The organism is Cupriavidus sp. CuC1 (genome assembly GCF_044627735.1).
Taxonomy (GTDB): Bacteria; Pseudomonadota; Gammaproteobacteria; order Burkholderiales; family Burkholderiaceae; genus Cupriavidus; species Cupriavidus ulmosensis.
The window spans coordinates 71,089-96,071 of record NZ_JBIUHC010000009.1 but is presented as its reverse complement, the minus strand read 5'-3'; the positions used below and the strand labels follow the sequence as shown (position 1 = coordinate 96,071).

Here is a 24,983-nt window from a genome sequence, read left to right as displayed (position 1 = left end):
AATGGGCACTTTCTAACGAATGGGTACTTTCTACCCACAGGAGTCGCTGGCATACGGCTAGCCAGGTTGTCTACTTAGGCTGAGTTCTCGACCTAAATCCACCATGAGTAGTTGTCGATGGGGCGCTCAGCGTGTCAAGGAAATTTCCTTTCCTGTCCGGGGATCAAGCAAAATGACCCGGATAATTCCACTCGTTGCCAGTCGCTGATTGTCGGGGCTGAACGTAATCGATGAGAGTGCTCCGCTATACCGGCTGATGAGGCTTCCGCTCTCGGTGTCGTAGATCTCTAGGTGATAGCTCGCTGAAAACTCATGAGAGAAGCGGATCATGGCGAGCAATTTTCCATCTGGCGAGAATGCAAGCGGGCAGTTGAAAGCCGGCCATGGCGCCTGCGCGAAATCCGTCACGGGGACTCCGCTCGGCGCGCCCGTCAATTGGATCGCGCGCGCCATTCCGATTACCGAGACAATAGAGACCAGTGCCTCCGCCGATTTCCTGCCCGCCGTAGGCTTTTGGGCGCTCCAACTTTACTACGGGGAGCGGCTGTGTGCCATTACTCGCCGACCGCTCCCTTGCTCGGCGCGGTTGTATCAGCAAAGCTTACACCCGCAGTCGTATTTCCCGCGTAGTTAGCAATGATGCAATTACAAATTGTGCCCAGAGAGATTTGCAATCTTCGATTCCCCGGAGCCATCCACATGTTAAGTTTTGCGTACGAAGGCTACTGCATTGAGACCAAGGCAACCCCCATCCTCGGCCAGGGGCTACTGAAGTATGCGCTGATCGAGACTAAAGTATGTTATCCGCCGTACTGACTGAATCTTCTTTCGTTTGTCCGCTCCTGGCCGATTTCAACAGTTCGTCCACTAGGTCATCGGGCTCACTGTGCCTTATAGGCCCTCGCTTTGGCAATGACCTCATCCCAACTGAAGTTGTTGATCTCATCGATGAGTTCATTCGTGATGAGTTCGTTCACCGGGACCTTCTCCTTGGTCACGCCCCATTTCTGCATGAAGTCGGTATATGCCGAGTAGCTCTTCTCGGAACTCTCACCCCATTTCGAGACGCCGGATTTCTTGAGGTCCCAATTCGGGATACGCGCTTCAAGCGTCTTCACCCCTTCACGAATCGCTGTCGATTCGTCAATACCGGTGGGCTTGGTCTCGGGAAAAATCTCCCATAGAATGCGGATCGCCGCCTCCGGATTTGCAATGGTGAATACGGTACCCTTGGCGTAGCCTTGAGCGAGCGCTACTGCCTGCTTATGGTTGGTGCGTAAGGTCTCTTCGAGAGCAAGGAATCCATTTGATGGAAACCGTTCGATTTCCTTGGCGGAAAGAAGCCGGAGCTTGACTCCGGCATTCTCGACCATCGCATACTGGGTGTCGAACTGGCTTAAGGCGTCAACCTGACCTGTCCGAAGAAGTGCTGCCGTTTGTGCCCCTTCGCCGGCGACGACGAGGCGGATGTCGCGATCTGGATCGAGCCCGGCGTTGGCAGCCAGCGCCCGCGCGATGATGACGCCGGCCGAGCCCATCGAGGTTACGCCGATGGTCTTGTCCTTCAAGTCAGTGATTTTCGTGATAGCGCTACCTTGAGGCACGGCAAGACCGTAAATGTTTCCCTGGTATGCCGTGTAGAAGATCTTCGCCTTCACTCCTTGCTGGCGGATGATGGCGAGCGGCTCGACTGAAGGATTTGAATAAGGAAGTTCCTTTGTTGCGACGAGCTTGACGCAGTCGGTCGAACCCGCCAGCGGCATCAGCTCAACTTTAATTCCTTCCCGCGCGTACCACCCCATCTTCATGGCAACGGCGAAGGGAGCCGCGGCGGTGCTGAGCGTGCGCGCGCACCAGCCTACCCGCACGACGGTCTGGGCAGCGGCGTTAAATCCGACAAGGCTTAACAAATACAAAATTGCAGCAAACAAGTAGCGGCGTGTCATCGAAGTTCTCCGTCGGCCGGTACATCGGGCACCATCTTCTGTGACGTGTCCCAGAAAAGCAGCCGCTTCCGGATGACGACAATGATGGTATGGAGCAGCAACCCCAACAGGGACAGAAGGATGAGAACCGAAAACTGCCCAGCTACGTCCATCGTGAATGTCATACTCATGATGAGGACACCGAGCCCTTTCTGCGCACCGACGAACTCCGCAACAATTGCGCCAATGAGCGACAGCATCATAGCAATCTCGAAGCCCGCGAAAATGAATGGCATTGCGCTGGGGATGCGCAGCATCCGGAAGATCTGCATTTCCGAGGCGTCGAGCGAGCGCATGAGTGAGACACGATCTTCGTCGGCAGACCGGAGGCCGACAATGGTGTTGACCATGAGCGGAAAGAAGGCAGTCAGAGCGGCTTGGGCGACCTTCGAGCTGAGTCCCAGGCCAAACCAGATAATGATGAGAGGAGCCAATGCCACCTTTGGCATTGCCTGGAACATGACAATGAAAGGGTAGAGAAAGTACTCGCCGCGCTGGCTCAGGGCAATGAGCGTGCCAAGAACTAGCGCCACGATGGACCCAGCCACGAAGCCTAGGATCGCCTCGATGAGGGTGATCCACAGGTGGCGAATGTAGAGCATCGATGCAATGCCATGGTACAGCGCAAGGAAAACCTTGGACGGCGCAGGCAGAATATAGGCTGGCATCTGGGAGAGGCGAACAGCACCCTCCCAGGCCGCGAGCACACCGAGGACAAGGAGCAAGCGCAGTAGTGATTTGGGCGGGTGACTCATCCTGTCAAGCCACCGTTGGTTTTGAAATGGTCTCGAATTCGTTTCACATGTCGGCCAAAATCAGGCGTAGTCATGACATCAAGGCTGCGCGGCCGGGCGAGTTCCACGACGACGTCATCTACGATATGACCAGGGCGCGGCGTCATTACCAGCACGCGGTCTGCAAGGAAGATGGCCTCGGGGATGGAGTGCGTGATAAAAAGTACGGTCTCTTTCCGCTCGAGCCAGATGTGCTGCAACTGCAGGTTCATCTGCTCTCGCGTCATCGCATCCAGCGCGCCGAATGGCTCATCCATAAACAGGATAGCGGGGTCATGGATGAGCGCTCGTACGATGGCCGCGCGCTGCTGCATACCGCCAGATAGTTCCCGCGGATAGCGTTCTTCGAAGCCTTGGAGGCCTACTTGGGAGAGCAGCGCCATCGCGCGCGGCTTGATCTTGTCACGGCCCAAGCGCTGCACGTCCACAGGAAGCATGATGTTGTCGAGAACCGTACGCCAGGGAAACAAGACTGGTGATTGAAAGACGACACCAATGTCCCGGCGCGGCCCGACAATCGGAGTGTCGCAGAGTCGCGCCTGGCCCTGTGAGGGCGAAATTAGCCCGGACAAGATTTTGAGAAGCGTGGACTTCCAGCAACCGGAGGGACCGACGATGGCAACGAATTGCCCCTTTTCGATCGTAAAGCAAATATCCTGCAATGCGAACACTGGACTGGCTCGCGTCCCATAGACCTTCCCGAGGCTATTCACCACAATGAGTTCCATGACAGTACAAGGTGCCAACAGCCACGCTGTTCAGGTCTCCCCCAAGCCCCATTGGGCCGGGTTACCCATGCATCACCTCAAGCCACTGGTTTGCCATGCCCGGGCGTCGGCTCACCGCTTTTTTTTAATCCAGCGGTGGGACTTGGCCGCTTTACCGCTGCACTTGATGGATTCTAGGCGATAGATAGGGGCCTGATAGAGCAACCCGTTAGCCGGTGTCAGAAGAATCACGTAGCACGCCGGCAGCTTGCTAGACGTTCCATACCCCCAAATGGGGCTGGTAAAAGTGACTTTGCTCTCCACCCCGGCCACTCGCGGCAGCGTCAGGTAGTCCGGAAGGTATGACGAAGGCCGGAGCGTCCGCAGTGATGCAAAGATGGACAATGACTCCTTCCTGTAGAAGAAGAGGAGGGGGCGCCCGCGAAAGTAGCCTGACGTATGGCTGCTTCGGCCGATGAACCGCCGTTGGCCGACAAGGCGGCGGACGACTCTTCCCGGCCAACTCCGGACATTGGCGACCAAGTCCCAAAGCAGCTAGATGATCGCGTTGAAATTTCATCGTCTGTTCCAAATCCGCGGCGAGCTTGGTCGAGCACCTCATCCCCCAGCGCGCCGGTGTGCAACTGGGTGCTCTCGGCGGCGAAACAGGTTCGCTGCTGTCAGACATCCCAACGCCTTGGGTTGGACTACGCTAAAAGCGCATCGGAGCGCATCGCATCAGCAATTTGCAACTCGAGGAGCCAATATGATTGATGCGCGTACCGGTAGACCTCTTACTACTGACCGTCCAGAAGCTGTGGAACGGTATCAGCTCGCTGTTGATCGCATCCTCGGTTCTGAGCCGGGCGCCGCGGAAGCCCTCGATCAAGCTTTGGCGCTGGACGGCAATCTCGCCCTGGCCCTTGCTGCGCGCCATATGCTTGCTAAAGACTCGAAGGCTGCGGACGCCGATCTCTTCAAAGAGCGTGCGCTAGTGGCAGCACGAGCTGCGCTGCCCTGGGAGCGTGCGCATATCTCCGCGCTCCGCTCTTTGGCCTGCTCGAAGACCCTTACACCAACCTTGCAGCTACTGAGGCCTACATCGCTGCCAATCCCAGTGACCTGCTAGTCATCTCGCACTTTGTGGTTATCTGATCTTCTATGGCGGTGCGCGCAAGCTTGAACGCGTTCTCAAGATCATGGAATCGGTCGATCCCAGTTTGCGTGATGATTGGGCCTGGCTCGCACGCCTGGGGTTCGCAGCCAGTGAGGCCGGTGATCAGAACCGTGGTCGTGCACTTGTCGAACGAGCACTGCAGCAGCGCCCACAGGCTCTCTACGTTATCCATAGCTATGCGCATGTGCTACACGACCAGGGTGAACCTGGAGAGTCATTGGAATTGCTGGGTATCTGGCTAAATGAGCACCGCTCGTCAGCGGAGGGCGACGCTATGTATGGTCATGTGCAGTGGCACCTGGCACTGGCGGAGTGGCAGTTGGGGTTAACCGAGCAGGCATGGCAGCGCTATGAGCGTTACTGTGCACCAGAGACCACTCGCTGTGGTCCGGTGTTGACTCTGGCCGATTGCGGCGGTTTTTTGTTGCGTGAATACCTGCGCACAGGAGCTACGCGTCCGATTTCAGCCGCGGTTTCCGCCCTGTCCGAGCGCTTCAACTCTATGCTGTCGCATCCGTTTATAGCGCTGCATCTTGCTGGAATTCAGGCATCGGCGGGCGATATTGCTGCGCTTGAGCAAAGCAAGGCGGCTATCACGGCCAAGGAACCCAGCGACCAGACGCGGCTCTCGCTCAGGCTGGTTGATGCCGTCAGTCAGTTTGCTAGAGGGCAGTACGCTGAGGCAGCCGATACATTGAAACTGATATCTGCAGATCAACGCGTTGGCGTCGGTGGAAGTCGTGTTGAGCGCGTACTAATCGATTTGCTTGAAACAAGAGCAGTTGAGCTCGCTGCCTAGTTCGCATATTCCTCTGTTTGCAACTTCACCCTCATATGTCTAAGAGCCCGAAGTGCTGGCCACCGTCATTAAGGCGGCGGCCCAGGGCTTGAAGGCGACTGCGCGATAGCCAGAACATTGGCCGCCCGGAACTGAACGTATGGCAAGGAGTTGGGCGACCGCTCGCTTGAGCTGTGCGACCCCCACGTACCGGACTTCGCCGCCTGCCTGGGCTTGGTCAGCGGCGCGTGCAGGAACCGGGTCGCGATTCGAACTATCAACGTCCCCATTCGCGACGGGACTTTTGGCGCACATGGTTCGCGACAGATGGCATCTGCCAACTATTTATTCTGCGTCACGATCCATCGAGATTCGCGGACCGCCCCTCAATGGCCCCAGGTTTTTGTAATGATCTCTACATCATTGAAACCTGAGCGATGGGTCCCTATGCTGTCTTCCATGACCACGTCCCAAGATTCCTGGATCCTGCTGATTGTCAGCCTTCCCACATCGGGGGCGACCGCCCGCATGCGGATCTGGCGCACGCTCAAGGCGTTAGGCGGTGCCGCCTTGCGCGACGGGGCTTATCTGCTGCCGGCCGGCGCCGAGCAAGTGGAGCAGTTCCGAGAGTTGGCGGACGAAACACAGCAGCGGGACGGACAAGCCTGGCTGTTGACGGTGCAGCCCCAAGAGGACGACGACGCTGCCGCTTACCGTGCATTGTTCGACAGATCGAGCGACTACGCCGAACTCCTCGCGTCCGTCTCGGAAGCCCGCCAGACGCTTTCCAGCCTAAGTGAAGCCGAGCTCAATCGTCTGCAACGACGGCTCGGCCGCATTTACGAGGCGATCCGCAAGATCGACTTCTTTCCCAACGAGGCGTCCTTGCGTGCTGAGGCGCAGTGGCAAGACTTCACGGGCGCCATTGAAACGATCCTGTCGCCGGGGGAGCCGCATCCCGCCGCAGGGGCAATCGCGCGACGCGACCCCACGCAATACCAGGGGCGGCTATGGGCGACCCGCCGCCATCTTTGGGTCGACCGGGTGGCTTGCGCGTGGTTGATCCAGCGCTTCATCGATCCCCATGCCCGTTTTCTGTGGCTCGAAGCCCCCGGCGACTGTCCCGCCGATGCCTTGGGCTTCGATTTCGACGGCGCGACATTCACCCATGTCGGCGAAAAGGTTTCCTTCGAGGTGCTGCTGGCCAGCTTTGCCCTGGAGGCAAATCCAGGATTGCAGCGTCTGGCGGGGATGGTCCACGCGCTGGATGTCGGCGGCCCGACCGTCCCGGAAGCGAGCGGGTTCGAGGCGATTCTGGCCGGCGCCCGCGAGCGGCTAGCCGACGACGATGCGCTGTTGGCCGAAATCGGCCTGGTGCTGGATTCCCTACATGCCCATTTCTTGAACAACCGAAAACGCTAGGGGTCGCTGAACCCATCTCAAGGAAGATCCATGAGCAACCTGCAGCAAACCGACATGCCTCACGCGACGGTAGCCGAACGCCCGGGCTATACGCTCTGGCAACTCGTGCTCTATATGTTGCGCCTGGGTACGCTGGGCTTCGGCGGCCCCGTAGCCCTCGCCGGCTACATGCACCGTGACCTGGTGGATGAGCGCAAGTGGATTACCGATGCCGACTACAAGGAAGGCCTGGCGCTGGCGCAGTTGGCACCCGGGCCGCTGGCCGCGCAGCTATCTATCTATCTCGGCTATGTGCACTACCGCATCGTCGGGGCGACCTTGGTCGGCATTGCATTCGTAATTCCGTCCTTCCTGATGGTGGTGGCACTGGGTTGGGCTTACGTCCGGTTTGGTGGACTAACCTGGATGCAGTCGGTGTTCTACGGGGTCGGTGCGGCGGTCATCGGGATCATTGCGATCAGCGCCTACAAGCTCACGAACAAAAGCGTGGGCAAGGACAAGCTGCTGTGGGTGATCTACCTGGTGCTGGCAACGGTGACTGTCGTCACCGAGTCCGAGATTGCCTGGCTGTTCCTCGCGGCCGGCATGGTGGTGTGGTTCTGGCGGGCGCCACCGAAGTGGCTGCGTCTAGGCGGCCTCAATACCATAGCGGCGACGCAGGTGCCCACAGTGAGCGGAATCGTCAGCACCGTGGACTGGCCGTTGTTGACGCAGATTGGCGTGTTCTTCGCCAAAGCGGGCGCCTTCGTATTCGGGTCCGGGCTTGCCATCGTGCCGTTCCTCTACGGCGGCGTCGTGACCGAGCACCATTGGTTGAACGACAAACAGTTTGTCGACGCAGTGGCAGTGGCCATGATCACGCCGGGCCCCGTGGTGATCACGGTCGGGTTCATCGGCTATCTGGTTGCCGGCCTATCGGGCGCGTCCGTGGCCGCGCTGGGCACCTTCCTGCCTTGCTACCTGTTCACCGTGATCCCGGCACCTTACTTCAAGAAGTACGGGAAGCGCCCCGGCATCATCGCCTTCGTCGATGGCGTGACGGCGGCGGCAGTCGGGGCCATCACGGGTGCCGTGATCGTCCTGGCCAAACGCTCGATTGTCGATCTGCCTACCGTCTTGCTTGCGCTCGTCACGGTCGCGCTACTCTGGAAATTCAAGAAGCTGCCGGAGCCAGTCATCGTCCTCGGCGCAGCGCTGGCTGGCCTGGTCGCCTACCCACTCCTCCACGCCTGAGCCGCACGAACAAGGAATCCATCATGACCTATCAAATGAAGCCGCTGGGCGTCGACCCAGGCAAGCTCACCGGCCTCTCGGAAAAACTGATCGTCAGCCATTACGAGAACAACTATGGCGGCGCGGTAAAGCGATTGAACGCCATCACGGCGGAACTTGCCGCGCTGGATCCGGCGACAGCGCCCGTCTTTGTGCTCAATGGCCTGAAGCGGGAAGAACTGATCGCCACCAATTCGATGATCCTGCACGAGGTGTACTTCGACGGGCTCGGTGATGGCGGCAGCTTGGGCGGCGAGCTGGAGTTGGCGCTTATTCGTGACTTCGGCAGCGTGGCGCGCTGGCAGGCCGAGTTCATCGCAATGGGCAAGGCGCTAGGCGGCGGCTCGGGATGGGTGCTGCTGACCTACTCGCCGCGCGACAAGCGGCTCGTCAACCAGTGGGCGCCCGATCACGCACATACCCTCGCCGGGGCTACCCCGATCCTGGCGCTTGACATGTATGAGCATTCTTACCACATGGACTTCGGCGCAAAAGCTGCGGCTTATGTGGATGCCTTCATGCAGAACATCCATTGGGCCCAGGCAGCCGAGCGCTTCGCCGTGGCCCGAAAATAATTCCGGATACCAGATCATGCCCACCGCCATCTCTCCTCGCGAACTTGCCGAAGCTATCCAAGGTCCGGTCCCAACGCAGATTGTCGACGTCAGACGCAAGACGGCCTTTGATGCCGGCGCGCAAATGATCACCGGTGCCTCCTGGCGCAACCCCGACGACACCGATAGCTGGATCGCCGAACTCGACTCCAGCCGGCTGGTGATCGTCTATTGCGTGCATGGCCACCAAGTCAGCCAGGACTGCGCCGCACGGCTAGAGGACGAAGGTATCCGAGCAGCCTATCTCACTGGCGGCATCGAGCAGTGGGCCGCCGGCAATCACCCGACCATCGGCAAACCGTAAGGAGTCAGCCATGAAATGGATTACCCGCGAACGTCCGAAGATTGATCGGATTGCCTGCCCTTGGCTGATCGCCCGTTTCATCGACAAGGAGCCGGAATTTTTGTACGTGCCGACCGGCCACGTTGTGAAAGTCGCCGGCGAGACTGGTGCCGTTCCCTATGACATCCCCGGCGTAGAGCTTTCCCATGTCGGCGAACTGTGCAGCTTCGACGCCTTCCTTAACAAGTACCATCTGAACGATCCCGCCTTGCAACAACTCGCGAGCATTGTGCGGGGCGCGGACACATCAAAGCTAGAGCTCACACCGCAATCAGGAGGGCTTTACGCTATCTCGCTGGGCCTTTCGCAGGTCTTTTCCGACGACCACGAGATGCTAAAGCACGGCATGGTGATGTACGACGCCCTGTATGCGTGGTGCCAGCATTGCCAGGCGGAAACGCATCGTTGGCCGCCGAAGATGCCTGCGTGAACTTTCAGGCACATCATCGCCCCGGGAGGTGGCCCGTGAAGCCGATCCTGCTCATGGTATGGATGCTGCTGACAGCGATGCCGGCAACTGGAGAAACGATCATGTTCAACCAGGACAAACGAGGCGCACTGCCCGCGGGATGGGTGGCGGGTGTCACTGGCCGCGGCACGCCGAAATGGACCGTCGAGGCAGACCCGACTGCGCAGACCGGCACCAACGTGCTCAAGCAATCGGGCTTCGGAGACTTCCCCTGGTGTGTGAAGCCAGCCGTCTCCATCGCCGATGGCTTCGTCGAGGCGAAATTCAAGCCCATTTCCGGTCGCGAAGACCAGGCTGGCGGTGTCGTCTGGCGCTGGAAGGACGGCGACAACTACTACGTCGCGCGTGCGAACGCACTGGAGAACAATGTCTCGCTGTACCACACGACAGGCGGCCGCAGGCACACGATCCAGTATCAGGAGGCCCCTGTCGCTGCCCGGGTCTGGCATACGCTGCGCGTGGAATTCGTTGGGAACCATATCCAGGTCACGCTGGACGGCAGGCGCTACATCGATGTGGTGGACGATCACATCAGCGGCGCCGGCGCGGTGGGCGTATGGACCAAGGCGGACAGCGTTACCTTGTTCGACACCTTCTCATTTGGAACCGGCGTTACGAAATAGCACCGAGAATAGATGTGAAACCAATGATCGCGTACTGCAATGCAAACGCTTGAGGATCCGGCTGTGACTGCCGGCCAAGCTCGGCTCGCTCGCCTGGTACTGCCTGCAGGCGTCGATGCCAGCGCCTTGCCACTTCTCGTCGGCCGCGCGCTACGCGGCTTCTGTGACGGGTTCATTGCTGTCCTGCTGCCAGCGTACCTGCTAGCGCTCGGTTTCGCGCAACTGGCAGTGGGATTGATCAGCAGTGCCACCCTGATCGGCTCAGCACTGGCGACGATACTGGTGGGCGTCTTCGGTCATCGCTACCCGCAGCGCCGCCTGCTGGTGTTGGCGGCTGCGTTGATGGCCGCGACCGGCATCGGATTTGCCGGACTCTCCTCACTATGGCCGCTGTTGCTCGTCGCCTTCGTCGGTACGCTCAACCCGAGCTCCGGAGACGTCAGCGTGTTCCTGCCACTGGAGCAGGCTCGTCTTGCCGACTCGGCTACCTCCGATGCCCGCACGGCACTATTTGCCCGCTACAGTCTGACGGGGGCCCTCTCCGCCGCCGTTGGCGCACTGGCTGCGGCGCTGCCGGCTTGGCTCGCCTCGCAACTTGGGATAGTGTTCCTCAGCGCCATGCGCGCGATGTTCGTCCTCTACGCCTTGACCGGTGTCGCGCTCTGGTTCCTCTATGCACGCATGCCCGAGCCACGGCCGCACATGGCAGCGGTAAGAGCGCCGCTTGGACCGTCTCGAAGTATCGTTACTCGCCTTGCCCTGCTGTTCAGCGTGGACGCCTTTGCCGGCGGGCTGGTGGTGAACTCGCTGCTGGCACTGTGGCTGATGCAGCGATTCGGTCTCTCACCCGCGGCTGCCGGCCAGTTCTTCTTCTTGTCGGGGTTGCTCTCCGCGGGCTCCCAGCTTGTTGCCGTGCCGCTGGCTCGCAGGTTCGGCTTGCTGAACACCATGGTGTTCACCCATATTCCGTCCAGCCTCTGCCTGATCGGGGCGGCATTTTCCCCTTCCCTGGTAGCGACCCTGGCTCTCTTGCTCGCGCGCAGCGCGCTGTCGCAGATGGACGTACCGACCAGGACCGCCTATGTGATGGCCGTCGTGACGCCGCCCGAGCGCCCGGCTGCCGCCAGCCTGACCGCGGTACCCAGGAGCCTGGCTTCCGCGCTGGGTCCGACCTTGGCGGGCGGCATGTTGGCGATGGGTTGGGTCGGCGCACCACTGGTCGCTTGCGGCCTGCTCAAGATTGCCTATGACCTCGCGCTGCTTGGTGCATTTCGGCGCATTGAACCAGTCGATTGACGTACCACGAGAGTTTCGTTCATGGGGCCTGACACCGGGACCCGCACTAGGCCGTCCATCCGTCGGCCTGCCGTCCGGCTCTTGATGGCTTTCTTGACCACCCATTCACCGTTCTCCTGTTGCGACTCGGCCCCCACGGACTGGGTGCCGGATGGATGATCGCAAGCGGATTTGTGAGCGATGCGCTGGATCGCTACGACATCGTTGGGGCAGTGGTGGCGTCAGTTGAACCAAGGTTGAGATGGCGCAGGTCCAACGGCCATTCAACTGCAACCAGGACTTGCCGTTGCCGCATGACATTCGTCCTCTCGCATGGCCAATCCAATTGCTGCACGGCATGCAGCAATGTCGTGCAAAATGGCTGTATTGTTCGAAAATTATTGGAGACCGATAATTTCTGCTTGGCGTGCAGGATGGCTGCGCGCGCAATCAGCATAGGAGCAAGCCATGGTCTCTATCGTTCGCTTTAGCCAAACAGGTAGTCCTGACGTGATGAAGATCGAAGCGACGAACGAGCGCGAACCTGGGCCGGGCGAAGTGTGGCTCGACCAGGAAGCGATTGGCGTTAACTTCCTCGACGTGACGCAACGGAATGGCGCAGTGCCAGTTCCGATGCCATCCGGTCTCGGTCTTGAAGGGGCGGGTCGCGTGGCTGCCATCGGGGCAGGCGTAGACAATGTCCGTGTAGGTGACCGGGTGGCGTACGCGACTGGCCCCATCGGAGCGTACGCGAGCAGCCGGCTTTACCCTGCCAACAGACTCATTCACCTCCCCGAACGTTTGACCGCAGACGATGCCGCGGCCGTGCTTTTCAAAGGTATCACTGCCCAGTATCTTCTCAAGTCCACGTATTCGGTTGGTCCGGGTACGACCATGATTCTCTATGGCGCGGCTGGTGCCGTCGGACAAATCATGGTGCCTTGGGCCAAGCATCTTGGCGCGTTTGTAATCGGCATCGTGTCGAAGCCCGAGAGCGTTGCACCTGCCGAAGCGGAGGGCTGTGATGCAGTTCTGGTTTTCAATGCCGGCACCCTTGCAGCGGACATCACTGAAATCACCAAGGGCAAAAAGGCGGATGTCGTCTACGATCCGATCGGTGGTGCATCTTTCGAAGCGTCTCTTGATAGCCTGCGGCCGCGAGGCCTGCTCGTATCGTTCGGGGCATCTTCGGGCGCACCGCCCGCGGTCGAAGTTGGCATGCTCAACGCGAAGGGATCTTTGTTCTTGACCCGTTCCTCACTGGGCGCGCACACCGCGGACATCAATGAGTATCACCAACGTGCCGATGATGTGCTGGCGGCTGTAGCGACCGGCATAATCAAGCCCAGGATCTGGGGAAAATACGCGCTGACGGACGTGGCCAGAGCGCATGCTGACCTCGAAGGAGGCAAGTCTGCCGGAGCAATCATCCTTAATCCGTGATGATTCCGCGGAGTCGGAGATGAGCAGCGCTCTGCCGAAAAATTGAAGACAGGCTCTGCTACCACATCTCGTCGTGCGCACTTACCGTGAGCCTCTCACCATGAGTCAATTGGACAGCCGGCATATCGACGAAATTGCAGCACTCCTTGCTGTCGCGACGGAACGTTCTTTCGTGGCTGCTGGCAGGACACTGCAACGTCATCCGACTGTGGTCTCCAAGCGGCTTGCCGCCATGGAACGACGGCTTGGCATTCGGCTTATCGAGCGAACCACCCGCCAGGTGAGATTGACAGATGCGGGAGCGCGTCTCGTGGAGCGTCTCAGTTCGGCTGCGGGGTTGATCACCGAGGCAGAGCAGGAGGCATCGATGGGCGCTGCCGAGATTCGGGGCGTCCTTCGCCTGGCGCTTCCTGCGTCGCTGGGGCGCCTCTGGCTAGGTCCAATGTTGCCCGAGTTTCTTGCCGCCCATCCGCTGGTGAGCATCGAAGCAGACTACAGCGAGCGCTTCGTCGACATTGTTGCCGAGGGCTTTGATGCCGTGATTCGCGTGGGGGAACTGGTTGACAGTAGGTTGATCGCAAAGAAACTGAGTGATCATCGTCGGATCTTGTGTGCCTCTCCGGTATATATAAATGAACATGGTGCACCGAAGAATCCTCGCGATCTTGTGTCGCACAATTGCCTCGGTTTCACTGGCCTTGCGTCATACCCGGAATGGCGACTATCGAAGGGAGAGCGCAGGGAGACCATCATTACGAAGGGAACATTGACCGCCAACGATAGCGAAACACTGCTCGCTGCGGCGCGAGCGAGCGTGGGTATCCTAGGCGCAGGCGACTGGCTGATGAGTCGAGACATTGTCGCGGGTAGACTTGTCCGCGTCCTGCCGGACTGGGAGCTCGCAATGGCTACCTCAAGCGCGGCAAGACGATCGAAGACCTGGCGATGCAGATTGGCGTCGATCCGGCGACGCTCGCGACCACCGTTCGCCAGTACAACGAGACCGCGCGAGACGGGCGCGACCCCGAGTTCGGCCGCGGCAGCAAGGCCTACAACCGCTACCAGGGCGATGCGCTGCATACTCCCAACCCTTGCGTCGCGCCGCTGGTCACCGGCCCGTTCTATGCGCTCAAGCTCGTGCCGGGCGACCTCGGGACATTCGTGGGAATCCGGACGAACGAGCACGCCCAGGTCGTCTCCGGCGAAGGGGAGCCGATCCCCGGGCTGTACGCCGCTGGCAACGATGCCGCGAGCATCATGGGCGGCGAGTACTGCGGCGCCGGCATCACGCTGGGCCCTGGCCTGACCTTCGGCTATGTCGCGGGCAACCACATCGCCGATCACGTCCACGCTTCGCGCCCGAAGGCGACCGCGGCGCCCGCGCGAGAGCCGCTGGCGATGCACTGATCGCCGTCCCCATCCTGCCGTCCCGCGACTGCCTTGCGGTGGTCGCGGCCCACCTGATTCTCCTTGCCGAATCTCCTTCCGAATCCATCATGATGATTCCCAAACTACTGACCGGGAAGGTCGCTTTCATTACCGGCGCAGGCCAGGGCAATGGCCGGGCCCTCGCCATCGGACTCGCCGAAGCGGGGGCGACCGTCGTCGTCAGCGACATGAACGAAGCCAATGCCCACGAGACCGCGGCGATGATCGACGCCCGCGGACACGCGGCCCGCTCCTGCGCGCTGGACGTGACTGACGCCGCGCAATGCCGCGCCGTTGCCGAGGACATCACGGCCAAAGTCGGCCCCATCAACGTGCTGGTGAACAACGCCGGCATCCTCATCCGCGAGGGCATCGACAGCGCCTACGCTCTGCACAACCTTCAGCAGGTGATGAAGGTCAACCACGAAGGGACGTTCAACGTCTGTCACGCGTGGCTGCCGGCTCTGCGCAAGACCAGGGGGGCCATCGTCAACGTCGCTTCCATTGCGTCCTTCTCTGGCCAGGCAAATAACCTCGGCTACTCGCCCTCCAAGGGCGCGGTGAAGATGCTGACCCAGTCGCTGGCAGCCGACCTTGCGCGCGACGGCGTGCGCGTCAATGCCATCGCGCCGGGCGTCATCGAAACCCCGATGACCGTCTCGACGCGCTCTGACCCGGCCAAGCTCGAACGCTTCATGACCCGCATTCCCATGAACCGCGTGGGCAAGCCGGAAGAGCTGGTGGGGGCGGTGCTGTTCCTCGCCTCGTCGATGTCCACCTACGTAACAGGGGTGACCCTGCCCGTGGATGGCGGATACCTGGCTGCCTGAGGCCCATAAAGGATGCAAGCGCGAACAGCGCTTGCCCACATATAGGAGACAACCGATGAAACAGGCATCCCGCACGATCGACGTGCAGTCGTTCGTCGACGCCGAACGCTTTTCCCCTTGCCAGTGGCTGGTCCTCATATTCTGCTTCTTCGTCGTGGCGGCAGACGGATACGACACCGCGGCGATCGGCTTCATCGCGCCGTCGCTTGCCCAGGAGTGGGGGATCACGCGCGGCGAACTCGGCATCGTCATGAGCGCGGCGCTGGCCGGTCTCAGCCTCGGCGCGATCTTCGCGGGGCCTGTGGCGGATCGCATTGGCCGCAAGACCGTGCTCGTCGCGGCAGTGACGGCCTTCGGCGCGTGGACGCTCGTCACGGCACACGCGCAGTCGATCACCGCCTTGACGGCGCTGCGCTTTCTGACGGGACTGGGACTCGGCGCGGCGATGCCCACGACCATCACCATGATGTCGGAGTACGCGCCGGAGCGGCTTCGCGCCTTCACGGTCAACGCGATGTACTGTGGATTTTCCTGCGGTCTGGTGGCGGGCGGCGCGGCATCTGCGTGGTTGATTCCGCATTTCGGCTGGCGCAGCGTCTTAACGGCCGGCGGAATCGGGCCACTGGCGCTGGCCGTGCTGCTTCTCGTGCTGCTGCCGGAGTCCGCCCAATTCCTTGCGGTACGCCCGGGCACGCGCGAAAAGATTGCACGGATCCTGCACCGCATCGCCCCCGACCAGCGACTGGACGGCTGCACGTTCGTCGCACGGACGGCCCAGGTCGGGTCGCGGCAAAAGGCATCGGTGCTGGGGCTCATCCTGTCGGACGTGTATCGGCGGCGCACGCTCCTGCTCTGGCTGTCGTGCTTCATGGGGCTGGTGATCTACTACCTCATGACGAACTGGATGCCGACGCTGTTCCGCGAGGCGGGATTCAGCGTCGAACACGGTGCGTTGCTGGCTTCCGTGTTTCCGCTTGGCGGCTTGCTCGGCAACCTGGTGGCAGGCTGGCTGATGGATCGCTTCGATGCCAATCGCATCATCGTCGTCGCGTACATGCTGGCGGCCGTGCTTGTCACTGTCGTGGGGCGCAGCCTCGACCATCCGGCGTTCCTTGGCGTCTCGCTCTTCCTGTGCGGCACGCTTGTCACGAGCGCGGCGACGTCAATGTCCACCTATGCCGCGACTCTCTATCCAACCGAGGCCCGTACTACCGGCGTCGCCTGGATGCAGGGCATCGGACGGATCGGTGGCATTGCCGGATCATTCATCGGCGCGGCACTGCTTGGCGTCGGCTGGGGCTTCGGCGATGTCTTCGGCTTGCTGGTGGTGCCGGCACTGGCTGCTGCAGGTGCCGTCTTCATGATTGCGAAGCCGCAGCGCGCCTATTCGGTGACGAGGGCTGCCAAGTGAGACTGTCGCTGTCGATCGCGGCGGCCCTGAGCATGGCCTCGATGCGTGCCTGCGATGTCCTGCTTCCGGCGCTGTCGGCGGACTTCGGGGTGCCTGTCGGCGTCGCGGGGTGGTCCATATCGGCCTTTGTACTGGCCTATGGCCTCCTGCAACTCGTCTATGGACCACTTGGCGACAGCTTTGGCAAGCTGCGGGTCATCTCCGCCGCGCTGGCGGCGTGCTCCGTGGCAAATGTTCTGGCGGCGCTGGCGCCGACAATGACCGCTCTTGCTATTGCCCGGGGCCTTTCCGGCGCCGCCGCAGCCGGCATCATTCCGATGAGCATGGCGAGGATATCCAAGCACTGCAACGGGCTTCTGGAGTTGAGCGCCGAAGACGGCACTGCGATCGTCGAGCCAGGCATCGTTTGCGACACGCTGCGAGAAGCAGCAGAGGAACATGGGCTCACTTTTTTCCTCGGTGCCGTCGCGATCGCGCTCAAGCCCCGGGAATATTTCGCCCGCTTGCGCCGAGGTGCTTGTGGTTGCCGTTGTGACTGACCAGGCGATCCCCGAGACGCGCACGTGCGATTCTTTGCCGTATTTTTTATTTAAAATAAAATGGTGGGAAAATGCTGATGGCATTGGGGCGGCGCGTAAATTCAGCGGTTAATCATATGAGAAAGTTTGTCTTTTCGGACCAATATCTGAGGATCGTGCTATGAAGAGTCGATCGTTTTTATGAGAAAAAATTAGAAAATATTATGAGGTCCGTATTTTTATACTCAAGCAAACGAAAATAAGCGATAATTACCGTATGCCCAGGTAACGGTGGGCCAAGAATTCATAGGTGCCGACCTCAACGGCAGTGGTACTCGAAAACTCAGCGCGTGCACGGTCCGCAGGGCAGCCGAGCAGCTGCTTCCATTGCCAGCCTTCCGTGGACACCGCGCACTCGCGCACTCGCGCACTCGTGCACTGTCCATATGCTGACTGGCTTCTTTCCGTTCATTGGTGCGCCTACGATGGCCAATACTGAGGACGTCCAACACGTGACGGCTCCTAGCTTTGCGGGCAGTTTCGGCCTGTGCGGCTGGAGGGGACACAGTTTATCCGGACACGGACACTCCAAAGGGCACACCCATTAGCCATACATCTCGATCGCCTGGAGGCGGGGATACCAATCACGAAGCCCAATACACAGCGGCGGGATGATCGGGTCATGCGAGGTGGCCGCATGCGTATTTCCAGCGGTTCAGCCGACAACACAGGCCCGTGGCAGCCTGCTCAGAATGCCAAAACAGAATCCACGGCCAGAGGTAGGGTGTGTGGGCGCAGCGACGGAAACGTTGCTGCGATGGTCAGGATGCGTCTGCTCCACGCGCCAGGCTAGTCGGCGAAATCGCTAAAGGAAGGAGTGTTGTACCCGCGCTTTATCGCCAGCGGTGAGCGGATCGTGGCGTCATAGGTGCTCCAGCAGGCATGCCTGCTTCGATTTCGTCCGATCATGATGACAACGTTCTGCGCCATTGTCGGTGCGCTGCCGCTCGCGCTAGGGATCGGCGCTGGTGCAGAGCTGCGCCAACCGCTGGGTGTCGTAATTGTGGGTGGCCTGGTCTTCTCGCAGTTGATCACAGTCTTTATTACGCCAGTGCTGTACCTGTGGTTTGACCAGCTGAGCAATGGCCGTCGCGGTTCTGGCTCAGGGGTTGTTGCGGCGGTTGAGGCATCACATGTCGGGCGCTGATTGCATCATTCGTCGCGTGTATCCCGGGATGCGCCGGGTCCTCTGGGGCGCTGCCATGTTGTTGGCTGGCGCAGCGGCCGCTGCGGCCGCTGCGGCCGGCGGGGACACCGGATCCACTGCGGACTGGAGCCGCGATGGACGGCCGCTGCCGACACCCGAGTTCCTCCAGCCTCGGCTTGACGGGGATCTGCCTGCTTACGTGCCTTGTTCCGCGCAGCCGCTGGACGGCGCATTCGCGGGTAGCGTGCCGGCCATCCTGCCCAAGCTGGTGCAGGGCTGGATCGCGGCATTCCAGCTGCGGCACCCAGGCGTACGCATTGACGCGGCGCCCCCGTACCTTGCGCCGCAAGGCGCGCTGAGCCCGCCGCTGCAGCGGTTTCTGGATGGCGGCAGTGACTTCGCCTTTGTCTCGCGCGACATGACAAAGGCTGACGTGGGCGCCTACCGCGCCGCGCATGGCGTGCCGCCGCAACCCATTCCCGCCGTTGGTGGCGCCTGGCGGCACTTTGGCTATGTTGATGCCATTGGGGTGATCGTCAATGAGGTCAATCCGCTCAAGTCAATGACGCTGGCCCAGCTGGATGCCGTGTTCTCGAAGAGCCGCCTGCGCGGGCATGGACCGGTGCGCACCTGGGGCGACCTGGGCGTGGCCGCGTGGCCGCGTGGGCGGACAAGCCGGTGCGCGTGGCAGGGGCCGCCGCATGGCGCGGGGCCGAAGCCTCCGCGCGGGCCATCGTCATGCACGAGCGAATCCTGAGCGTCGGCGAAACACAGGGGCAATGGCGTGACGACATCCCTGGGAAGGGGACCGAGGCGGATGTGCCCGATCAGGTGGCGGCCGACCCGTACGCGATCGGGTTCACCGGCATGGGGCATCTGATCGCGGGTATAAGGACGGTGGCCCTGGCCGAGTCCGCTGGCGCCCCCGCAGTTGACGCGACCTATGAGGATGTTGCGCTCGCGCGCTACCCGCTTGGCCGCGCCGCCTATATCGTGCTGTCCAGCTCGCCGGACCGCCCTGTGGCGCCGACGCTACGGGAATTTGCCCGCTTCATCTTGAGCCGGGAGGGCCAGCAGGTTGTGCTGGACCATGGCGTGATGCTGCCACTGCGCGCCGCGCAGGTGGAGGCGGCGCGGCGGCTGCTAGGCGGGGGCGGAGATCGGAGCGGCTGCGGACCGCCTATGTGACGGTACAGGCGAACGACGCCTCATAGCCGATAGTGTTGAAAAGCCCGGCTTCGGCGCCGGCCGGGATAGGCGTGCGCACGCGGTGAGGCTCTCGTTGATCAGTGGCACCCGAGTTTCGAGGCTCTTCCGACCCGGCGCATCGCTGCTAGACCGCTCTCGCATCGGTGAGTGCACGGAGCTGGCCAATTCGGCTGTCTTTGCCCAGTGGCTCGCACCGCTGTGCGCCAGCGAATGGGGCGTGTACGCCAAGCGCCCATTCGCCGGACCCGAAGCGGTGCTCGGAATCGACACCGCCAATCCACTCTAGCGCCGCGAACAGGAGCTGCTGATCCGTTGCAGTCTTTCGGCACAGGGGGCGGCGCTTGGCTCAAACGCGGGCACTTAGTATAACCAGTGCGAATGGACTCACTTCAGCCGTCCGACGAGAAGTGTCTGATGAGTATCTTTACGAGCCGATCTCGCGCAATGAAGAGTCGTGACCATTCCCTCTGATCCAATATGCATGTCTGTGCCAGCGGGCCACATGTCGGCGGCAGCGCACAGTTCGGGCGCCAGTTTTGACCTCCGGGTCAACCCGGATTGCGACAAGACCTCCACGCGCCTATCTTTCTACATCATACGTATGATGTAAGGAAGGGTATCATGGTGACGTTGCACAGGCAGGTTCTGAATCAGATGGGGGAGCAAATTTGTTCGGGCAAATTCCTGCCGGGCGAAATTCTTCCGGCCGAGCCTGTTCTCGCTGAGCAGCTGCAAGTTAGCCGCATCACGATCCGCGAGACGATGAAGTCGCTCTCCGCGAAGGGCATGCTCGAAGTGCGCCGCCGGTACGGCACGGTCGTGCTGCCGCGTTCGCAATGGCAATTATTCGATCCGGACGTGATCACATGGCGCGCGCGAGCGGGTGCCATCGACCAGGGGCTCATCGACGATCTGATGGAATTGCGCCTGATCATCGAACCTAACGCTGCCAAGCTTGCCGCGAAGCGCGCGACAGAGGACGACCGCGTCGCGGTGCGGCGTGCTTTCAAGGCGATGGAGCGCGCGGTTGCCGGCCACGGCGACTACGTTGCCGCCGACCTGGCGTTTCACGGCGCAATCCTCACCGCCTGCCACAACCAGTTCGTCCAGCAGATGCAGAACGCGTTGTCGGCAATCTTGCGCACAAGCTTCGAACTCAGCTCCGAAGTCGCTGGTGGTCCGGCTCGTTCGCTGCCGATGCATGAAGCACTTTGCTTTGCCATCGAGAACGGCGATCCGGCAGCGGCTGAAGAGGCGGTGCTGACGCTCATCAAGCGTGCCGAGAAGGATTTCGAGGACCGCGCCACCCTGAACCGTACCGCCAACGACCAACCCGTTTAACGAATCGCCCGGCAGCCTCGCCAGCAGACCTGATACCAACGTTATCGCGACCGTGAAAGCGGTCTCGAGGGGCGCACTTGCGCCTCGTTCCTGAACATCGAGAGGACAAGCACATGACACAGTTATTCGATCTGAGCGGCCGTACGGCCCTCGTAACCGGCTCGACACGAGGCATCGGCTTCGCGCTCGCCGAGGGACTGGCAGCCGCAGGCGCCAGCGTGATCCTGAACGGCACGCGGGCCGATACGGTCGCGGAAGCGGTCACTCGGCTCAAAGGCAAAGGATTCAATGCGCAAGGCCGCGCGTTCGACGTGACCGACGAACAGGCTGTCACCGACGCGTTCGCGCAATGGGACAGGGACGGCGTGCAGATCGACATTGTCGTCAACAACGCCGGCATCCAGTTCCGCAAGCCCCTAGTCGAACTCGAACTGGGCGACTGGCAGCGCGTGATCGACACTAACCTGACAAGCGCGTTCATTGTCGCGAAGCAGGCGGCGCGACGCATGATCGCGCGCGGCACGGGCGGCAAGATCATCAATATCGGCTCGCTCACGAGCGAAGCCGGGCGCGCGACAGTCGGTGCCTATACGGCGGCGAAGGGCGGCATCAAGATGCTGACCCGTGCTATGAGCGCCGAGTGGGCGGCGTCGGACATACAGGCAAATGCGATCGGTCCGGGCTATATCCTGACTGACATGAACAAGGCGCTTATCGAAAACCCTACTTTCGACGCCTGGGTCAAGAGCAGCAATCCATCGCAACGCTGGGGAAAACCGGAGGAGCTCGTCGGAACGGCGGTGTACCTATCCTCGCCCGCATCGAGCTATGTGAACGGCCAGATCATCTACGTCGACGGAGGCTGGCTGGCTGTACTTTGAACGCGAGTCCGCATGGCGAACATCAAAACAAAGCACTCGCGCGAAGCAACCCGTCTGTGCGCCGCACCGATCAGGAGACATCATGGAAAGCGTCAAACCCGTAGCAACCCAAAGATGGTGGTATCTGATGCCCATCATCTTCATCACCTACAGCCTTGCTTATCTGGATCGCGCGAACTACGGTTTCGCAGCAGCAGCCGGGATCGACAAGGATCTCGGCATCACGTCCGGCACGTCGTCGCTGATCGGCTCGCTGTTCTTTCTCGGCTACTGTCTGTTTCAGGTGCCCGGCGCGATCTATGCGCAGCGTAACAGCGTGAAGAAGCTCATCTTCTTCAGCCTGATCTTGTGGGGACTGTGCGCCGCAGCGACCGGCATTGTCAGCAACATCCCGATGCTGATGGTGTTGCGTTTCGTGCTTGGCGTGGTGGAAGCGGCCGTGATGCCGTCGATGCTGATGTACATCAGCCGATGGTTCACGCGCAGCGAACGCTCGCGCGCCAATACGTTCCTGATTCTCGGCAATCCGGTCACGGTGCTGTGGATGTCGGTGGTATCGGGCTATCTGATCCGCAGCGTTGGCTGGCGCCAGATGTTCATCCTGGAAGGGTTGCCGGCGCTCGCATGGGCGGTGGTCTGGTGGTTCACGGTGAAGGATCGCCCGGCCGATGCGCCCTGGTTGACCGACGCCGAAAAGACTGAACTCGATGCGCGTCTGAAGGCCGAGCAGGCGCACATCCCTCCAGTGCGCGACTACAAGGCGGCGTTCCGTTCGTCGATCGTGCTGAAGTGCTGCGCGATTCATGCGCTTTGGAGCATCGGCGTGTATGGCTTCATCATGTGGCTGCCGTCGATTCTCAAGGCCGCTTCGACGATCGATATCGTGTCGGTTGGCTGGCTCTCCGCCGTTCCGTATCTCGCCGCGATCATCCTGATGCTGCTTGCGTCGTGGCTCTCGGACAAGACGCGCAATCGCAAACTGTTCGTCTGGCCGCTACTACTCATCGGAACCATCGCGCTCGTCGCTTCGTACATGATCGGCAGCTCGCATTTCTGGATCTCGTTTGCACTTCTGGTCGTGGCGGGCGCGACGATGTATGCACCGTATGGCCCATTCTTCGCTCTCGTGCCGGAGTTGATTCCGAGCAACGTGCTGGGCGGCGCGATCGGGCTCATCAATGCATGCGGCGCGCTGGGCGCGTTCCTTGGATCGTGGGTGGTTGGGTATCTGAACGGTGTGACCGGCAGCCCCGCGGCTTCGTACATCTTCATGGCGGGCGGTCTGCTGCTGTCGGTCATCCTGATGATCACCGTGCCTGCGCATTCCGACCTGCGCGCGACGCGTGAACGGTCGCTCTCACTGCGTCGCACGTGAGGAACCGCGCGGTCTGGCGAGGATCCAGGCCGGGTACTTTTTCCACGCTAGAGCGGGTGTTGGATGTGCAGTCACTCCAATGTTGATGCATAGCAATTTCAATTCACTCCACTCAAGGAATCAAATGTCCACGCTGATTACCGACGTCAAAGTCATCTTGACCGCGCCAGAGGGTATCAATCTCGTCGTCGTCAAGGTCGAAACCAACCAGCCGGGCCTCTATGGTCTCGGTTGTGCCACCTTCGCGTACCGCCATCTCGTGGTGAAGTGCCTTGTCGAGGAATACTTGCGTCCGTTGCTCGTCGGCCGCGATGCCGAGGCCATCGAGGAACTCTGGCAGCTCATGCATCAGAACGCCTATTGGCGCAATGGCCCGATCGAGAACAATGCCATTTCGGGCATCGACATGGCGTTGTGGGATATCAAGGGCAAACTCGCCAACATGCCCCTGTACCAGCTGTTCGGTGGAAAGTGCCGCGAGGGCGTGCCCATCTACCGCCACGCGGACGGTAAGGACATCGAGGAACTCTGCGACAACATCCTCAAGTACCGTGAGCAAGGCATCACGCATATCCGCTGCCAGAGCGGCGGCTACGGCGGTGGGCACTTCGGGCCAGCGCCGTCGACGGCGCCGAATGGCGCGCCGGACGGGATCTATCTGGACAGCCGACAGTACATGCGCGAGACGGTCAAGATGTTCGATGCCCTGCGCAGTCGCCTCGGCCTCGATGTTGAACTGTGCCACGACGTGCACGAGCGTCTGCGCCCCATCGATGCCATCCGCCTCGCATGCGAGTTGGAGCCTTACGCACTCTTCTTCCTGGAGGACGCAATTCCGCTGGAAGAAAGTGAATGGCTGCGCCAGTTGCGCGCCAAAACCACCACGCCGCTGGCGCAGGGAGAGCTGTTCAACCATCCGTTTGAATGGCGCTCGCTGATCGCCGAGCGCCTGATTGACTACATCCGGGTACACCTGAGTCAGGTGGGTGGCATCACCCCGGGACGCAAACTGCAACTCTTCGCCGAACAGTACGGCGTACGCACAGCCTGGCACGGCCCCGGCGACATGTCACCACTGGCGCACGCGGCCAACATTCACATCGACCTGGCAGCGCGAAATTTCGGTGTGCAGGAATGGTCGGGCACCGAGCCGCCCAACTTCGTGATCCAGGAGCTCAAGGGGCCGAAGGAGGCGCTGCTCGACGTGTTTCCGGGCATGCCGGAGCTTCGCCGGGGCTATGTCTATGCGAACGACAAGCCAGGCCTGGGAGTGGAGATCGACGAGGCCGAGGCGGCCAAGTATCCCTGCGACAACACTGTCACGACCTGGACTCAGACGCGCCTCGTCGACGGCACGCTGCAAACGCCATGAGGAGGCACGCGAATGGACCGGGGATCTGGCTGCAGGCCGGTTGGGAAGGGAGGAGGGTGCCGATCGGATGCATTGAGCCTACTGTAGCGAACGCTCGTGATCCCGCTCATCACGAGCTTCCGAGCGAATGATAAGGACAATGACAAGATCGTAATCTTCCAAGGTCCCTACGGTGGGACTCAGGGCGCTTTCTTGGATCAGATAAACCTCGACCAGGTCGGCTCCGCTCGTGCCTACGCACAGGCGCTCCTATTCGGTCCAGGGGGAAAACTGTTTGTGCCTATCTCTGGGAACGGGCCTGATACCGGCTCGGTGCGCCGCTATGACGTGAGCACAAAGGCATTCGATGTTTTTGTGCCGGCGGGTGGCCCGCTTCAGGTGCCGTACTATTTGACGTTCGGCCTGACCAACCCGACCACGCTTGCTTACCCTAGCAGCCCACCCCTTCCGCACTGAAACTCGGCCGCGTGCGCATTGCGGGACCCCGCGCAATTGTGGATCCCGCAGCG

The 24,983-nt window shown here is 61.0% G+C and carries 25 protein-coding genes and 3 pseudogenes; 23 read left to right on the top strand and 5 right to left on the bottom strand.

Going from position 1 to position 24,983, the window contains the following annotated elements; genetic code table 11:
- Positions 1–126: 126 nt before the first annotated feature.
- The 4 genes from ACGLHR_RS06130 to ACGLHR_RS06115 all read right to left on the bottom strand — a co-directional run bounded on the left by ACGLHR_RS06130 (position 127) and on the right by ACGLHR_RS06115 (position 3,507).
- Positions 127–453 carry a WD40 repeat domain-containing protein gene (locus ACGLHR_RS06130; protein WP_400092669.1) on the bottom strand — a complete coding sequence of 109 codons (327 nt, stop codon included), beginning with the start codon at positions 451–453 and terminating at the stop codon, positions 127–129.
- Positions 454–881: 428 nt separating this feature from the next.
- Positions 882–1,946, bottom strand: a complete 1,065-nt coding sequence (locus ACGLHR_RS06125; RefSeq protein ID WP_400092668.1) for an ABC transporter substrate-binding protein — start codon at positions 1,944–1,946, stop codon at positions 882–884.
- On the bottom strand, positions 1,943–2,740 hold the full coding sequence (locus tag ACGLHR_RS06120) for an ABC transporter permease (RefSeq protein WP_400092666.1): 798 nt from the start codon (positions 2,738–2,740) through the stop codon (positions 1,943–1,945). Before ACGLHR_RS06120 ends, ACGLHR_RS06125 begins: the two co-directional genes overlap by 4 nt.
- Complete coding sequence (locus ACGLHR_RS06115; protein WP_400092664.1) at positions 2,737–3,507, bottom strand: ABC transporter ATP-binding protein; 771 nt, start codon at positions 3,505–3,507, stop codon at positions 2,737–2,739. Before ACGLHR_RS06115 ends, ACGLHR_RS06120 begins: the two co-directional genes overlap by 4 nt.
- 745 nt (positions 3,508–4,252) lie before the next feature.
- Here ACGLHR_RS06115 and ACGLHR_RS06110 point away from each other — a divergent pair.
- The 9 genes from ACGLHR_RS06110 to ACGLHR_RS06070 all read left to right on the top strand — a co-directional run bounded on the left by ACGLHR_RS06110 (position 4,253) and on the right by ACGLHR_RS06070 (position 11,480).
- The gene (locus ACGLHR_RS06110) at positions 4,253–4,615 is read left to right on the top strand and encodes a hypothetical protein (RefSeq protein ID WP_400092663.1); all 363 of its coding nucleotides are present in this window, start codon (positions 4,253–4,255) and stop codon (positions 4,613–4,615) included.
- Between the two features lie 70 nt (positions 4,616–4,685).
- Entirely contained in the window at positions 4,686–5,462 is a 777-nt protein-coding gene (locus ACGLHR_RS06105) for a hypothetical protein (RefSeq protein ID WP_400092661.1), read from the top strand.
- A gap of 438 nt (positions 5,463–5,900) precedes the next feature.
- Entirely contained in the window at positions 5,901–6,863 is a 963-nt protein-coding gene (locus ACGLHR_RS06100) for a chromate resistance protein ChrB domain-containing protein (protein ID WP_400092659.1), read from the top strand.
- A gap of 30 nt (positions 6,864–6,893) precedes the next feature.
- Complete coding sequence (locus tag ACGLHR_RS06095; RefSeq protein ID WP_400092657.1) at positions 6,894–8,096, top strand: chromate transporter; 1,203 nt, start codon at positions 6,894–6,896, stop codon at positions 8,094–8,096.
- A 23-nt stretch (positions 8,097–8,119) separates the two neighbouring features.
- Complete coding sequence (locus tag ACGLHR_RS06090; RefSeq protein ID WP_400092656.1) at positions 8,120–8,710, top strand: superoxide dismutase; 591 nt, start codon at positions 8,120–8,122, stop codon at positions 8,708–8,710.
- Between the two features lie 16 nt (positions 8,711–8,726).
- Positions 8,727–9,053, top strand: coding sequence for a rhodanese family chromate resistance protein ChrE (gene chrE, locus ACGLHR_RS06085; RefSeq protein WP_400092654.1), 327 nt, complete (start codon positions 8,727–8,729; stop codon positions 9,051–9,053).
- 10 nt (positions 9,054–9,063) lie between these two features.
- Positions 9,064–9,522, top strand: a complete 459-nt coding sequence (locus ACGLHR_RS06080; RefSeq protein ID WP_400092652.1) for a chromate resistance protein ChrB domain-containing protein — start codon at positions 9,064–9,066, stop codon at positions 9,520–9,522.
- A gap of 35 nt (positions 9,523–9,557) precedes the next feature.
- A complete protein-coding gene (locus ACGLHR_RS06075; RefSeq protein WP_400092651.1) occupies positions 9,558–10,184 on the top strand; it encodes a hypothetical protein in 627 nt (208 codons plus the stop codon).
- A gap of 39 nt (positions 10,185–10,223) precedes the next feature.
- Complete coding sequence (locus ACGLHR_RS06070) at positions 10,224–11,480, top strand: MFS transporter (protein ID WP_400092650.1); 1,257 nt, start codon at positions 10,224–10,226, stop codon at positions 11,478–11,480.
- Positions 11,481–11,515: 35 nt separating this feature from the next.
- On the opposite strand, the pseudogene ACGLHR_RS06065 reads toward ACGLHR_RS06070, so the two are convergent.
- Positions 11,516–11,638, bottom strand: a pseudogene (locus ACGLHR_RS06065) (putative methylaconitate Delta-isomerase PrpF); the annotation flags it as partial.
- A gap of 289 nt (positions 11,639–11,927) precedes the next feature.
- Here ACGLHR_RS06065 and ACGLHR_RS06060 point away from each other — a divergent pair.
- From ACGLHR_RS06060 to ACGLHR_RS05995, 14 genes and pseudogenes are all read left to right on the top strand, one after another.
- The gene (locus ACGLHR_RS06060) at positions 11,928–12,902 is read left to right on the top strand and encodes a quinone oxidoreductase family protein (RefSeq protein ID WP_400092649.1); all 975 of its coding nucleotides are present in this window, start codon (positions 11,928–11,930) and stop codon (positions 12,900–12,902) included.
- A 100-nt stretch (positions 12,903–13,002) separates the two neighbouring features.
- Positions 13,003–13,779 (top strand): annotated as a pseudogene (locus ACGLHR_RS06055) (LysR substrate-binding domain-containing protein); the annotation flags it as partial.
- 68 nt (positions 13,780–13,847) lie between these two features.
- The gene (locus ACGLHR_RS06050) at positions 13,848–14,309 is read left to right on the top strand and encodes an FAD-binding protein (protein ID WP_400092647.1); all 462 of its coding nucleotides are present in this window, start codon (positions 13,848–13,850) and stop codon (positions 14,307–14,309) included.
- Positions 14,310–14,401: 92 nt separating this feature from the next.
- Positions 14,402–15,160 carry an SDR family NAD(P)-dependent oxidoreductase gene (locus ACGLHR_RS06045; RefSeq protein ID WP_400092721.1) on the top strand — a complete coding sequence of 253 codons (759 nt, stop codon included), beginning with the start codon at positions 14,402–14,404 and terminating at the stop codon, positions 15,158–15,160.
- Between the two features lie 55 nt (positions 15,161–15,215).
- A complete protein-coding gene (locus ACGLHR_RS06040; protein WP_400092645.1) occupies positions 15,216–16,571 on the top strand; it encodes an MFS transporter in 1,356 nt (451 codons plus the stop codon).
- Positions 16,568–17,110 carry an MFS transporter gene (locus tag ACGLHR_RS06035; protein ID WP_400092644.1) on the top strand — a complete coding sequence of 181 codons (543 nt, stop codon included), beginning with the start codon at positions 16,568–16,570 and terminating at the stop codon, positions 17,108–17,110. The genes ACGLHR_RS06040 and ACGLHR_RS06035 overlap by 4 nt, the downstream gene beginning before the upstream one ends.
- 910 nt (positions 17,111–18,020) lie before the next feature.
- A pseudogene (locus tag ACGLHR_RS06030) lies at positions 18,021–18,296 on the top strand (efflux RND transporter permease subunit); the annotation flags it as partial.
- Positions 18,297–18,351: 55 nt separating this feature from the next.
- Positions 18,352–19,053, top strand: a complete 702-nt coding sequence (locus tag ACGLHR_RS06025) for a PstS family phosphate ABC transporter substrate-binding protein (protein WP_400092642.1) — start codon at positions 18,352–18,354, stop codon at positions 19,051–19,053.
- Positions 19,035–19,484: a PstS family phosphate ABC transporter substrate-binding protein gene (locus ACGLHR_RS06020; protein WP_400092640.1), complete on the top strand. Its 450-nt coding sequence runs from the start codon at positions 19,035–19,037 to the stop codon at positions 19,482–19,484. The genes ACGLHR_RS06025 and ACGLHR_RS06020 overlap by 19 nt, the downstream gene beginning before the upstream one ends.
- Positions 19,485–20,126: 642 nt before the next feature.
- Positions 20,127–20,846 carry a FadR/GntR family transcriptional regulator gene (locus tag ACGLHR_RS06015; RefSeq protein ID WP_400092638.1) on the top strand — a complete coding sequence of 240 codons (720 nt, stop codon included), beginning with the start codon at positions 20,127–20,129 and terminating at the stop codon, positions 20,844–20,846.
- A gap of 113 nt (positions 20,847–20,959) precedes the next feature.
- A complete protein-coding gene (locus ACGLHR_RS06010; RefSeq protein ID WP_400092636.1) occupies positions 20,960–21,727 on the top strand; it encodes an SDR family oxidoreductase in 768 nt (255 codons plus the stop codon).
- 82 nt (positions 21,728–21,809) lie between these two features.
- A complete protein-coding gene (locus ACGLHR_RS06005; RefSeq protein ID WP_400092634.1) occupies positions 21,810–23,102 on the top strand; it encodes an MFS transporter in 1,293 nt (430 codons plus the stop codon).
- 124 nt (positions 23,103–23,226) lie between these two features.
- Positions 23,227–24,474 carry an enolase C-terminal domain-like protein gene (locus tag ACGLHR_RS06000; protein WP_400092632.1) on the top strand — a complete coding sequence of 416 codons (1,248 nt, stop codon included), beginning with the start codon at positions 23,227–23,229 and terminating at the stop codon, positions 24,472–24,474.
- Positions 24,475–24,570: 96 nt separating this feature from the next.
- Positions 24,571–24,930, top strand: coding sequence for a hypothetical protein (locus ACGLHR_RS05995; RefSeq protein WP_400092630.1), 360 nt, complete (start codon positions 24,571–24,573; stop codon positions 24,928–24,930).
- Positions 24,931–24,983: the final 53 nt, after the last annotated feature.

What these genes read in the sequence shown, in the direction of transcription:
- ACGLHR_RS06130 (WP_400092669.1), bottom strand. Translation starts at nt 453, where the DNA reads ATGGCGCGCGCGATCCAATTGACGGGCGCGCCGAGCGGAGTCCCCGTG.
- ACGLHR_RS06125 (WP_400092668.1), bottom strand. Translation starts at nt 1,946, where the DNA reads ATGACACGCCGCTACTTGTTTGCTGCAATTTTGTATTTGTTAAGCCTT.
- ACGLHR_RS06120 (WP_400092666.1), bottom strand. Translation starts at nt 2,740, where the DNA reads ATGAGTCACCCGCCCAAATCACTACTGCGCTTGCTCCTTGTCCTCGGT.
- ACGLHR_RS06115 (WP_400092664.1), bottom strand. Translation starts at nt 3,507, where the DNA reads ATGGAACTCATTGTGGTGAATAGCCTCGGGAAGGTCTATGGGACGCGA.
- ACGLHR_RS06110 (WP_400092663.1), top strand. Translation starts at nt 4,253, where the DNA reads ATGATTGATGCGCGTACCGGTAGACCTCTTACTACTGACCGTCCAGAA.
- ACGLHR_RS06105 (WP_400092661.1), top strand. Translation starts at nt 4,686, where the DNA reads ATGGAATCGGTCGATCCCAGTTTGCGTGATGATTGGGCCTGGCTCGCA.
- ACGLHR_RS06100 (WP_400092659.1), top strand. Translation starts at nt 5,901, where the DNA reads ATGACCACGTCCCAAGATTCCTGGATCCTGCTGATTGTCAGCCTTCCC.
- ACGLHR_RS06095 (WP_400092657.1), top strand. Translation starts at nt 6,894, where the DNA reads ATGAGCAACCTGCAGCAAACCGACATGCCTCACGCGACGGTAGCCGAA.
- ACGLHR_RS06090 (WP_400092656.1), top strand. Translation starts at nt 8,120, where the DNA reads ATGACCTATCAAATGAAGCCGCTGGGCGTCGACCCAGGCAAGCTCACC.
- chrE (WP_400092654.1), top strand. Translation starts at nt 8,727, where the DNA reads ATGCCCACCGCCATCTCTCCTCGCGAACTTGCCGAAGCTATCCAAGGT.
- ACGLHR_RS06080 (WP_400092652.1), top strand. Translation starts at nt 9,064, where the DNA reads ATGAAATGGATTACCCGCGAACGTCCGAAGATTGATCGGATTGCCTGC.
- ACGLHR_RS06070 (WP_400092650.1), top strand. Translation starts at nt 10,224, where the DNA reads ATGCAAACGCTTGAGGATCCGGCTGTGACTGCCGGCCAAGCTCGGCTC.
- ACGLHR_RS06060 (WP_400092649.1), top strand. Translation starts at nt 11,928, where the DNA reads ATGGTCTCTATCGTTCGCTTTAGCCAAACAGGTAGTCCTGACGTGATG.
- ACGLHR_RS06050 (WP_400092647.1), top strand. Translation starts at nt 13,848, where the DNA reads ATGCAGATTGGCGTCGATCCGGCGACGCTCGCGACCACCGTTCGCCAG.
- ACGLHR_RS06045 (WP_400092721.1), top strand. Translation starts at nt 14,402, where the DNA reads ATGATTCCCAAACTACTGACCGGGAAGGTCGCTTTCATTACCGGCGCA.
- ACGLHR_RS06040 (WP_400092645.1), top strand. Translation starts at nt 15,216, where the DNA reads ATGAAACAGGCATCCCGCACGATCGACGTGCAGTCGTTCGTCGACGCC.
- ACGLHR_RS06025 (WP_400092642.1), top strand. Translation starts at nt 18,352, where the DNA reads ATGTTGTTGGCTGGCGCAGCGGCCGCTGCGGCCGCTGCGGCCGGCGGG.
- ACGLHR_RS06020 (WP_400092640.1), top strand. Translation starts at nt 19,035, where the DNA reads ATGCACGAGCGAATCCTGAGCGTCGGCGAAACACAGGGGCAATGGCGT.
- ACGLHR_RS06015 (WP_400092638.1), top strand. Translation starts at nt 20,127, where the DNA reads ATGGTGACGTTGCACAGGCAGGTTCTGAATCAGATGGGGGAGCAAATT.
- ACGLHR_RS06010 (WP_400092636.1), top strand. Translation starts at nt 20,960, where the DNA reads ATGACACAGTTATTCGATCTGAGCGGCCGTACGGCCCTCGTAACCGGC.
- ACGLHR_RS06005 (WP_400092634.1), top strand. Translation starts at nt 21,810, where the DNA reads ATGGAAAGCGTCAAACCCGTAGCAACCCAAAGATGGTGGTATCTGATG.
- ACGLHR_RS06000 (WP_400092632.1), top strand. Translation starts at nt 23,227, where the DNA reads ATGTCCACGCTGATTACCGACGTCAAAGTCATCTTGACCGCGCCAGAG.